General features: G+C 74.4%; 8 protein-coding genes and 1 pseudogene. 4 read left to right on the top strand and 5 right to left on the bottom strand.

Annotation, left to right across the window (positions count from 1 at the left end; genetic code table 11):
- The 4 genes and pseudogenes from MNZ29_RS22140 to MNZ29_RS22125 all read right to left on the bottom strand — a co-directional run.
- Positions 1 to 250 (bottom strand): annotated as a pseudogene (locus MNZ29_RS22140) (VCBS repeat-containing protein); the annotation flags it as partial.
- A 196-nt stretch (positions 251 to 446) separates the two neighbouring features.
- The gene (locus MNZ29_RS22135) at positions 447 to 1,427 is read right to left on the bottom strand and encodes a hypothetical protein (RefSeq protein ID WP_242340764.1); all 981 of its coding nucleotides are present in this window, start codon (positions 1,425 to 1,427) and stop codon (positions 447 to 449) included.
- Between the two features lie 453 nt (positions 1,428 to 1,880).
- A complete protein-coding gene (locus MNZ29_RS22130) occupies positions 1,881 to 4,463 on the bottom strand; it encodes a penicillin-binding protein 1A (RefSeq protein ID WP_242340763.1) in 2,583 nt (860 codons plus the stop codon).
- Between the two features lie 360 nt (positions 4,464 to 4,823).
- The gene (locus MNZ29_RS22125) at positions 4,824 to 6,191 is read right to left on the bottom strand and encodes a sigma-54 dependent transcriptional regulator (protein ID WP_242356759.1); all 1,368 of its coding nucleotides are present in this window, start codon (positions 6,189 to 6,191) and stop codon (positions 4,824 to 4,826) included.
- A 184-nt stretch (positions 6,192 to 6,375) separates the two neighbouring features.
- Here MNZ29_RS22125 and MNZ29_RS22120 point away from each other — a divergent pair, with 184 nt between their 5' ends.
- The 4 genes from MNZ29_RS22120 to MNZ29_RS22110 all read left to right on the top strand — a co-directional run bounded on the left by MNZ29_RS22120 (position 6,376) and on the right by MNZ29_RS22110 (position 9,165).
- Complete coding sequence (locus MNZ29_RS22120) at positions 6,376 to 7,029, top strand: OmpA family protein (RefSeq protein ID WP_242356757.1); 654 nt, start codon at positions 6,376 to 6,378, stop codon at positions 7,027 to 7,029.
- Positions 7,030 to 7,037: 8 nt separating this feature from the next.
- Positions 7,038 to 7,910 (top strand): tetratricopeptide repeat protein, encoded by an 873-nt coding sequence (locus MNZ29_RS22115; RefSeq protein ID WP_242340760.1) that lies wholly within the window; start codon positions 7,038 to 7,040, stop codon positions 7,908 to 7,910.
- A gap of 121 nt (positions 7,911 to 8,031) precedes the next feature.
- Complete coding sequence (locus tag MNZ29_RS24700; RefSeq protein WP_255821585.1) at positions 8,032 to 8,166, top strand: hypothetical protein; 135 nt, start codon at positions 8,032 to 8,034, stop codon at positions 8,164 to 8,166.
- Positions 8,167 to 8,208: 42 nt separating this feature from the next.
- Entirely contained in the window at positions 8,209 to 9,165 is a 957-nt protein-coding gene (locus MNZ29_RS22110) for a hypothetical protein (protein ID WP_242356755.1), read from the top strand.
- Positions 9,166 to 9,215: 50 nt separating this feature from the next.
- Here the strand turns inward: MNZ29_RS22110 and MNZ29_RS22105 are convergent, their stop codons facing one another.
- Positions 9,216 to 10,499: a sigma 54-interacting transcriptional regulator gene (locus MNZ29_RS22105; protein WP_242356753.1), complete on the bottom strand. Its 1,284-nt coding sequence runs from the start codon at positions 10,497 to 10,499 to the stop codon at positions 9,216 to 9,218.
- Between the last annotated feature and the right edge of the window lie 96 nt (positions 10,500 to 10,595).

The following is a 10,595-nucleotide window of genomic DNA, read 5'->3' as shown; positions in this document are numbered from 1 at the left end:
CGGCGTCGGCCGCGCCACGGACGGGAGTCACGGTGTAGCCGGCGCCGGCGAGCGCGCGCTCGAGCGCGGCCTCGAGCGGGCGCGCGAGGGAGGGGGCGCGGGTCTCCACCGCGAGGGCCAGCGCGCGCCGCCCCTCGGCGGGTGGGCCGATCTCCGCCGCGAGCGCGTCGGCCGCCGCACCGAGCGCGGGGGGCGCCGCGGCGGCGGGGAGCGCGAGGGCGAGGGCGACCACGGCGGTGGCGAGGCGCATCGCCCCCAGTGACGACCACGAAAACGAGCGGTCGTCCACGAAGAAGTGGGCGAGCGCGCCGCCGCGCGAGGCGCGGTCAGGCGGGGCGGCCCTAGACGAGGGCGCCGCGCCAGCGGCGAGAGCGGCGCCGAGGTGCGCGAACGCGCCTCGGTGCCGCTCCGCCAGCTACGCTACTACGGCCCAGTGCGTCCGCGCGTCACGGCACGGGGTTGATGACGCCGTTGTCGCGCGCGAGCTTGCACTGCCCCGGCTCGGCGTTGCAGGGCGGTGCCAGGCAGAGCGAGATCTCGCCACCGGACTCGCTGCGGAGCGTGTCTTGCGAGTTGTTGAACGCGTCGAGATCGCCGATGCAGCCCGCCCCGACCGTGTCACAGGAGGTGCAGCACCGCTCGAAGAGCGCAGTGGCGGACTCTCCGCAGCTGCCGCCGAGGTCCTCGCTCGCCACGAGGTTCAGCGCCGCTGCGGCGCACTGCCGGACGAGCTGCGCCTGCTGGTTCGAGTCGTACGCGTCCTTGTCGCGGCCGAGCGAGCACAGGTCCTCGGTCACCGAGCCCCCTGCGCCGGCGAGGGTGTCGTCGAGCGTGCGGCCGCAGCTCGTGACGGGCAGGAACCTCGCCGTCACGTCGGGGTGGTTCCCCCAGAAGCCTGGCGTCCGGGTGAGGCAGCCCTCTCCGCGGTTGCACTCGACGTTCGCGGAGTCCTCGCAGACGGAGCCGGTCCGGGCACAGGCGTTGTCCTTGTCCACCGCGCAGACCGCCGAGGTGACCTCCGCCGTGTTCGTGCCCTCGATGTCCCTGCACACGAGGGAGTCATTCGACTCCACCGCCGGGAAGTACTTGCACTCGGTGTCGCCGACGGCGACGGTCCCGAAGTCGAGGTCCACGATGCCGAGCTTCTCGTCCGATACCTTGACGCCGGAGAGATCCTGCGGCTGCCCCCCGCTGCTGTTCGTGACGCAGAAGCGGTAGACCACGCACTCGTCGACGTCCGGCGAGAGGCTGTCCACGAACCCGCCCGCGTCGTCCGCCTGGCCGTTGCAGTCGGCGTCCAGCGCCACCTTCTTCTCGAGCTTGACCTGGCACTCCCAGGCCGAGGCGCTCGCAGGCGCGAGCGCAATCGCCCCGACGGCGAGCGCCCCCGCTGCGAACATCCCGGTCATCTTCCACGAACGGGCCATCTCTCCCTCCCCCGCAATGATCCACCTCGAGGTTCACCCAGGGACGCGATGACGCCCCGGGGTGTCGCCGCCTCCTCCTCCCCGGACCCTGCGCCGCACGGCGTGGCTCGGCGCAGGATGATGCCGTGACCCGATGTCGACGCGAGGAAGACGCGAGCGAGTCCAGTCCTCGCGTTTGCCAGAGGTGATCGGGGCCCGGGGAGGCGTGCTCCGTGATGCGCGCAACGGATACGCCTCCTGCGCCTCCACGGACAATCGTCTCGCGGGGGAGGGCCCCTTGTGTAACACAATCAGTGAACCGACTGCCGGGCCGCTCCTCCTCCGACGTCCCGCGGCCGTGGGAGCCGTCGCGGCCGCTGGTTCACCGCGCGCTCGCCCGATCGATCGAGGCCCCACCGCGCGCTCGGCCCTCGCGGCGGCACCGCCGCCCGCGGGAGCCCGAGCGGCACGGCGCTAGTGGTCGTCCATGAAGAAGTTGGCGGGCGCGGCGCCCGCGTCGCTCCGCGCCGCCTCCGCCGGGGCGGTGCCGGCCAGGAACGCGAGCGACGGCGCGTCGGCCTCCTCGGGCGCGAGCTGGCCGGTCGCGGGATCGACGCGCGCGAGCTCGACGCCGGGGACCGCGGCGAAGTCCGCCGCGGGCTGCCCGCCGACCGCCGCCTGCATGAAGGCGAGCCACGCGGGGAGCGCCGCGCCCGCGCCGGTCTCGCGCGGCCCGAGGGGCGTGTGGTCGTCGAAGCCGATCCAGACGCCCGCCACGAGCTCGGGCGTGAAGCCCACGAACCACGCGTCGCGGTGCTCCTGGGCCGTCCCCGTCTTCGCCGCGACGGGCCGCCCGAGCGCGCGCGCCGCGGCGCCCGTCCCGCCCTCGACCACCGCGCGCATCATGCTCTGCACCACGAAGGCGACGTCGGGGCGGGTGCCCTGCTCGGGGATCGTGAACTCGGGCGGCGGCGCGGCCTCGTGCGGCTGGACGTTGTCGGCGCCCTCGGTGCCGTCGGCGAACGGGGCGGCGGGGGCCTCGGCGGTGGCCTCCGCCTTCCACGGCGGGACGGCGGCCGGGTGGTCCTCGAGGACGTTGCCGTGCCGGTCGCGCACGCGCACGAGCAGCACCGGCTCGGAGTAGAACCCGCGCGCCGCGATCGAGGCGTAGGCGTTCACGAGCTCGATGGGGAACACCTCGCCCGTCCCGAGCGCGAGCGTGAGGTTTCGCGGCAGCTCCGAGGAGACGCCCATGCGGTGGGCGAAGCCGATCACCGGGTCCACGCCGAGCGCGTCGACGAGCTTCACCGAGACCGTGTTCTTCGACTGCGCCAGCGCGGTGGTGAGGAGCATCGGGCCCTCGAAGGCGTCCTTCTCGAAGTTGCGCGGCTTCCACTCCTTGCCCGTCCACGGGTCCCGGTAGAGGTCGGGCGTGTCGTAGACGACCGTGCCGGCCGTGAAGCGGCGCGACTCGATGGCCGCGCCCCACACGAACGGCTTCACCGCGCTGCCCGGCTGGCGCCGCGCCTGGGTGGCGCGGTTGAACTGGGAGGTGCGGAAGTCGTAGCCGCCGACGAGGGCGCGGACTCCGCGGGACACGGGGTCGATCGCGACGAGCGCGCCCTGCACCTTCGGCGTCTGCTCGAGGGCGAGGCTGAGCGCCTTGCCCTCGGCGGCCGCGCGCTGCGGCGGCAGCTTGGCGGGGAGCACGCGCACCGGGACCACGTCGCCGGGGCGGACCACCGACGACATCTTGCGCGGCGCGGCGGTGGCGGAGGTCGGGTTCCACTTGCGCGCCCACTGGGCGTCGGTGATCGCGATCTCCCCCTTCGCGCCGCCGAGGTCGACGGTGGCGCTCCGGTCGCTCGCGGCCGTGACGAGCCCGGCGTACACCTCGCCCGTCTCGAGGAGCCGTGCGCGCGCCATCCGCGCCACGTCCTTCTCCTGCTCCTCGGCGGGCTCGATGTCCTCGGGGTTCACCGAGGCGAGATCCCACACGAACACCTGGTCCGGCCGGGCCCGCGTCCCCGCGAGCCGCTCCCGCCACAGGGGCATCGCCGCCTCGACCTGCTTCGGCTCGAGGTGGACGATCGGGCCGCGCCAGCCCTGGCGCTTGTCGACGGCGCGGAGCGCGCCCTCGAGGGCCTTCTCCGCGGCGCGCTGCATGCCCGCGTCCATCGCCACGTCGACCTGCAGGCCCTGCGTCTCGACCACCTCCGCCCCGTACTTCTCGTCCAGGATCCGGCGGACCGCGTCCGCGTACCACACCCCCGGTACGTCGTGCTCCGGCGGCCGCGTGACGATGGGGCGGGCGGCCTCCGCGGCCGCCTGCTGCTCGGTGATGAACCCCTCCTCCGCCATCCGGCGCAGGACGTAGCGCTGCCGCTCCTTGGCGCGCTCCGGGTGGTTCACCGGCGAGAGCCGCATGGGCGACTGGACGATCCCGGCGAGCGTCGCCGCCTCGCCCAGCGCGAGCTGGCGCACGCTCTTGCCGAAGTAGAACCGGCTCGCCTCCTCGACGCCGTAGCGCAGGTGCCCGAGGTAGATCTGGTTCAGGTAGAGGTAGAGGATCTCGTCCTTCGAGAGGTTCTCCTCGAGCCGCGGCGCGAGGATGAGCTCCTTCACCTTCCGCTTCACCTTCCAGTCGGAGGACAGGAGGAACGTCTTCACCACCTGCTGGGTGATGGTCGAGCCGCCGCAGGCGACGCCGCCGCGCAGCAGCCCCTTCACGGCGCAGCGCGCGATCGCGAGGTAGTTCACGCCCTCGTGCTCGTAGAAGCCCGCGTCCTCCGCGGCGAGCACCGCCTTGCGCAGGACGGGCGGGATCTCCTCGAGCGGCACCACGGTGCGCCGCTCGCGCGCGAACTGGAACACCTCCTTGCCGTCGACGCCGAACACGCGCGTCGAGACGAGCGGCTCGTAGTCCTTGAGCGTGTCGAAGGCGGGGAGCTCGCGGGTCCAGGCGAACATGAGGACCCCGCCGAGGAGCGCGAGGACGAGGGCGGCGAGGCCACCGTGGCGGAGCAGGCGGAGGGCACGGGGCGAGAGACGACGCAAGCGGGGGGACTCCTCGGGGAGGGCTGGATCGCCCGGCGAGCGGGCGTACGGGCGGGCGCTGGGCGGGGGGGTGTCCAAGTCGAGGGGTCGAACGATAGCGCCGGCGGGAGGGTGGGGCAAAGCGGGTCGAGCGCGGTCTCGCATGTCCCTGGCGCGCGTGAGCAGTCGCCGTGCCAGCGGCCTCGGCCGGCGTCCCGACAGCGAGGAACAGCGGGGCAGGGCCGCCATTCCTCGGACCGTGGACGGCCGGACACGCCGCGGTGTGGGGGAGGGGACACGCCCGGCCCACCGGGCCGGGGCCCCCGGACCGCGCCCGGGACGCCCGCGCGCGGCCGGCGCGGCGCGGGCGTCGTCTCCTCCCTACGGACCCTCGCCGCCGCGCTTCACCCCGAGCGCGCGCATCTTCTTGTACAGGTGGCTGCGCTCGAGCCCGAGATCGCGCGCGGTCTCCGAGACGTTGTCGGCGTGCGCGTCGAGCGCGCCGAGGATGATCTCGCGCTCGGCCTCCTCGACGAGGTCGTGGAACGACGCCCCGGGGCGGAACCGCTCGGTGCGGGGACGGCGGGCGCCGGGGAGCATCGCCGTGACGTCCTCCGCGCCGATCGCCGGGCCGTCGCTCAGGATCGCGAGCCGCTCGACGAGGTTCCTGAGCTCGCGGACGTTTCCGGGCCACTCGTGCGCCTGCAGGGCGGCGAGCGCGTCGCGCTCGAGCCGCATGGGCTTGCGCCCGTTCCGCTCGCACGCCTCCGCGAGGAAGTGGACGGCGAGCGCGGGGAGGTCCTCCTTCCGCTCGCGCAACGGCGGCGCGTGGATGGGGACGACGTTGAGGCGGTAGTACAGGTCCTCGCGGAACCGGCCCGCCTGGACCTCGGCGGGGAGGTCCTTGTTCGTCGCCGCGACCACGCGCACGTCCACCTTCAACGTGTGCGCGCCGCCGACACGCTCGAACTCGCCCTCCTGCAGGACGCGAAGCACCTTCGCCTGCATCGCGGCCGGCATGTCGCCGACCTCGTCGAGGAAGAGCGTGCCGCCGTCGGCGAGCTCGAACTTGCCGCGGCGCGCCGCGATCGCTCCGGTGAACGCGCCCCGCTCGTGGCCGAAGAGCTCGCTCTCGATGAGCTCCGCCGGGACGGCGGCGCAGTTGAGCTTCACGAACGGCCCCGCCTTCCGGCGCGAGCTCTCGTGGAGGGCGCGGGCGACGAGCTCCTTGCCGGTGCCGTTCTCCCCGGTGACGAGGACGCGCCCCTCCGACGGCGCGGCGCGGCGCACGAGCTCGAAGAGCCGCTGCATCGCGGGCCCGCTGCCGATCATGTCGAGCCGGCCCGCCGCGCGGCGCAGCTCCGCGTTCTCCTCGCGCAGGCTGCGCAGGGCGAGCGCGTTCTTCACCGCGACGAGGAGCTTGTCCCGCTGCGTGATCGGCTTCTCGAGGTAGTCGAACGCGCCGAGCTTGAAGGCGCTGCGGACCGTGTCGATGGAGCCGTGCCCGGACATGATCACGACGGGCAGGTCGGGCCGCGTCTCTCGCGCGCGCTGCAGCACGGCGAGGCCGTCGAGGTCCGGCATGCGCACGTCCATGACCACGACGTCCACCGGCAGCGCCGCGATCTTCTCGAGCGCCTCGCGTCCGCCGCTCGCAGCTTCGACCACATATCCCTCCATCGAGAGGGCGCGGGAGAGCGTGAGCTGGATGTTCTTCTCGTCGTCCACGACGAGGATCGTGGCAGGCATTCGGCGATGTTAATGCGCCGCGGTGGAAAAGCTTTGACATCGGTCCTGGATCGAGTTGTATGGCCCGGGTCCCCCCCACCTCATCGATATCGAACGGAAGATCCCCGGAGGTCACATGCGTCGCGTTCTCCTTCTCGCACTTTTCGTCACTGGCGCTCTCACGTTCGGCGCGTGCAAGCCGAAGGTGAAGCCCGGTGAGTGCAAGTCCAGCGCGGACTGCGCCAAGCAGGAGGGCTACGGGAAGGTCTGCGTCGAGGGCCGCTGCCAGGAGTGCGCCGCGGACACGGACTGCAAGGACGGGTTCGCCTGCCGTGACTCCCGCTGCGTGCCGAAGCCCCAGTGCACGACCGACGACCAGTGCGCCCCCGGTCAGTCCTGCGTTAACGAGCAGTGCGTCGCGCGCCAGGCCGGCACCTGCGCCTCCGACCGTGACTGCGGCCCCGATCAGCAGTGCCAGGACGGCAAGTGCGCGGCGCGCGCCCCGCAGGCCTCGAGCGAGTGCACCGACACGGGCGCGTTCACGGTCCGCTTCGGCTTCGACCAGTCGAACCTCTCGTCCGACTCGCAGGGCACGCTCCAGAAGCTCGCCGACTGCCTGAAGGGCTCCCCGGCGAAGAAGGTCGTCGCGCAGGGCTACGCCGACGAGCGCGGCACGACGCAGTACAACATCGCCCTCGGCAACCGCCGCGCCGAGGCCGCGCGCAAGTACCTCGAGGATCTCGGCGTCCAGGGCAAGATGGACACCGTGAGCTTCGGCGAGGAGAAGGCGCTCTGCTCCGAGTCGACCGAGGCGTGCTGGGCGCAGAACCGCCGCGTCGAGTTCCAGGTGGAGCGGTAGCAGTGACGATGCTTCGCCGCGCGGCGCCGCTCGGGCTCGCGCTCCTCGCCGGCTGCTGGGTGCCCATCGAGAGAGGGCGCCAGATGGAGGCTCGCCTCCAGCAGCTCGAGACGCAGAACGTCGAGAACCAGCGGCGCCTCGACGAGCAGCGTGAGCTCGTCCGCGAGCGGGTGGCGAAGCTCGATCAGAAGATCGCCGAGGTGCAGACGAAGATCGACGAGCTGAACCGCGCCGCCCGCCGCAGCGGCGCGGATCTCGGCGTCACGCTCCAGCACCTCCAGGACGACTTCGCGAAGTACAAGGGCGACGTCGAGGTCGAGCAGCACCGGCTCGGCGAGATCGAGCGGAACGTCGACGCGCTGCGCACCGAGACCGAGGGCCGCTTCGCCGCGCTGCGCGGCGCGGGCGCGCTCGACGCCTTCGAGGCGAAGCAGCGCCTCGCCACGCTCCAGCGCCCGGAGGACAAGGCCGCGTTCTTCGCGCTCGCCGCGAAGGAGGACGAGGCCGGGAACAAGGGCGTGGCGCGCGAGCTGTACGAGGAGTACGTGCGCAAGTGGCCGTCGGACGCGCGCGCGTCCGACGCCGGCTACCGCGCCGGGCAGCTGCTCTTCGAGCAGAAGCGCTTCCGCGAGGCGCTCCTCGCCTACGGCAAGGTCGCCGAGGACTTCCCGAAGTCCGCCCGGGCCCCCGACGCGATGCTGGGCGCGGCGGACGCCATGCTGAAGCTCGAGATGAAGGCGGAGGCGAAGGCCGTCCTCGAGCAGCTCCTCGAGCGTTACCCGCGCGCCGACGCGGCGGGTGAGGCGAAGGAGCGGCTCAAGGCGCTGGCGCCGCCCGCTCCGAAGCGGAAGCCCGCGCCGCCGGCGCGCAAGCGCCAGTAGCGGTCTCGACGGGGGCGGCGCGCGCGGGAGCCCCGCGCCGCCGCCCTTCGTGTCTCTCCCGCCGGCGGGCCCCCCGGCGGCGGGTTCGCCCGTGGACGCGCGGTGCTAAGCTCCCGTCACCGTGCGAACCCTCGCCGCCGCGCTCCTCGCGCTCGCCGCCGCCTGCGCCCACTCCGATCGTGTCGCGCCGGAGGGCCGCCGGGTGCAGGTGCTCTTCACCGGCGACGGGCACGGCGAGGTCGGGCCCTGTGGCTGACGCGTGAAGCCGACGGGCGGTCTTGCCCGTCGAGCGAGCGCGGTGGACGCGGCCCGGCGCGACGCGCCGGCGCTCCTCGTGGACGCCGGCGACGCGCTCTTCCACGCCCCCGCGCTCGACGCGGCGAGGGAGGCCGCCGCGACCGCGCGCGCGCGGCTCGTGCTGTCCGCGATGGGGCGCATGCGCTACGCGGCGCTCGCGGTGGGCGAGCGCGAGCTCGCCCTCGGCCCCGGATGGCTCGCGCGCGAGGCCGCCGCCGCGGGGGTCCCGCTCCTGTCCCTGAACCTCGCCCTGCCCGACGGGACCCACCCGTTCCCGGGCCGGGGGGTCGTCGGGGGGGGCGGCGGGGGGGGGGGGTGGCGCGCGGCGGGGGCCGCGGGGCCGTACCCGGGCGGCCTCGTCGCCTCGGAGCCGGTCGCCGCCGTCCGGTCCGCCGCGGCCGCGCTCCGCGAGAGCGGCGCGACCGTCGTCGTCGCGCTCCTGCACATGCCCGACGGCGAGGGGCGGGCCCTCGTCCGGGAGGTGCCCGGCGTGGACGTGGCGGTGCTCGCCCACGACGCCCGGCGCCTCGACGCGGCGCCCGCCGCGGCGACGCTCGTGACCGCCGCCGGCGAGCGGGGCCGGGGCCTCGGGATCCTCACGCTCTGGCCGGACACGAGGGGCGCCTGGGGCGACGCGGGTGCGCCGCGCAAGGCCGAGGCGGAGCTCGCCTCGATCCGGCGCTCGATCGACCTCGCGCGCCGCCGCGCCGAGCGGGCCACCCGCGAGGAGGACCGGCGCGTGCTGCGCGAGCTCGTCGCGACGCAGGAGCGGCGCGCGGGCGAGGCGGAGGCGCGCACGAAGGTGAAGCCGTCGGGCCGGCTGTACGACGGTCGGCTTTTGCCGCTCACGCCCGCGGTCGGCGACGATGCCGCCCTCCTCGCGGAGCAGCGGGCGGTGCTCGAGCGGCACGGCCCGCCGCCCGGGCCGCCGGACCCGGATCTCACGGGCGTGGAGTAGCCGCCCCGGGATCGCGGCGCGAGTCGGGGCCCAGCGCCCGCCGCGTTCGCCTACGCGTCGTCCTCCGCCTCGGCCGGGTCGCCCGCGACGCGCCCCTCGTCGTGGAGCCCCCACTGGCCGATGCGCTTCATCACGGTGCTCTTCGCGATCCGGAGCTCCTTCACGACCGCCGCGCGCTTGCCCCCGTTGCGCCGCAGGGAGAGCCGGATGGCCTCGCGCTCGATGTCCTCGAGCGTGAGGCCGGGCAGGTAGAGGGTGTCGTCGTCGCCGGTGAGGCCGGGCGCGGCGCGCGTGTCCTCGAACGTCACGGCGCTCGCGGAGATGCTCTGGCCCTCGCCGCGGAACAGGAGCGCGCGCTGGACGACGTTCTTCAGCTGCCGGACGTTGCCCGGCCAGTCGTACCCCTCGAGCTTGGCGAGCGCCTCGGGGCTCCAGCGGACGGGGAGCCCGCGCGGCGCGGCGCGCGAGAGGAACGCCTCCGCGAGCGCGCGGACGTCGCCCTTGCGCTGGCGGAGGGGCGGGACCGTGATGGGCACGACGCAGAGCCGGTAGAAGAGGTCCTCGCGGAAGCGCCCCGCCCGAACCTGGGCCCGCAGATCGCGGTGGGTGGCGGCGACGATCCGGACGTTCACCTGGATCGGGCGGGAGGCCCCGACCCGCTTCACCTCCCCGAGCTCGAGCACGCGCAGGAGCTTCGGCTGGAGGTCGAGCGGGAGCTCCCCGATCTCGTCGAGGAAGATCGTGCCGCGGTCCGCCTCCTCGAAGGCCCCCTTGCGCATCCGCTCCGCCCCGGAGAAGGCGCCCTTCTCGTGGCCGAAGAGCTCGGACTCGATGAGCGTCTCCGCGATGGCCGAGCAGTTCACCGGGATGAACGGCCCGTCGCGGCGCGCCGAGCGGGCGTGCAGGGCGCGCGCGACGAGCTCCTTGCCGGTCCCGGTCTCGCCGAGGATCGTCGTCGCCGCGTCGGACGCGCCGACGCGCTCCACGAGCTCGAAGACCTGCCGCATCGCCGCGTCCCGCGTGGTCATCCCCTCGAAGGCCTCGGCGCGCGCCGGCTCCGGCGCGTCGCGCCGCTCGAGCACGAGCTCCGCGTCGCCGAGCGAGACGGGGACGCCGAGCGGGAGCTGCGCCTGGGAGATGCGCGCCCCCGAGATGAAGGTGCCGTTCGTCGAGCCGAGGTCCACGACGTGCCAGCCGCCGCCGCGCGCCTCGATCCGGAGATGGCGGGCGGAGACGTAGGGATCGTCGAGCGGGGCGTCGCAGGTCGGGTCCTTGCCGACGACCACGCCGGCGGCGGTCACCGGGAGCGTCCGCTCGCGGCCGTTCGCGCGCACGCGCAGCCGCGCCTACGCGGGCGCGGCCGCCGCCTCCCCGGCGCGCACCTGCGTGCCGCCCGCGGCCCGCGTCTCCTCCACGGGGCCGCCCGAGGC

The organism is Anaeromyxobacter sp. SG64 (genome assembly GCF_022690745.1).
Classification (GTDB): Bacteria; Myxococcota; Myxococcia; order Myxococcales; family Anaeromyxobacteraceae; genus Anaeromyxobacter; species Anaeromyxobacter soli.
Note: the sequence above shows the minus strand (reverse complement) of the source record. Positions and strands in the feature narration are given on the sequence as shown.

What these genes read in the sequence shown, in the direction of transcription:
- MNZ29_RS22135 (WP_242340764.1), bottom strand. Translation starts at nt 1,427, where the DNA reads ATGGCCCGTTCGTGGAAGATGACCGGGATGTTCGCAGCGGGGGCGCTC.
- MNZ29_RS22125 (WP_242356759.1), bottom strand. Translation starts at nt 6,191, where the DNA reads ATGCCTGCCACGATCCTCGTCGTGGACGACGAGAAGAACATCCAGCTC.
- MNZ29_RS22115 (WP_242340760.1), top strand. Translation starts at nt 7,038, where the DNA reads ATGCTTCGCCGCGCGGCGCCGCTCGGGCTCGCGCTCCTCGCCGGCTGC.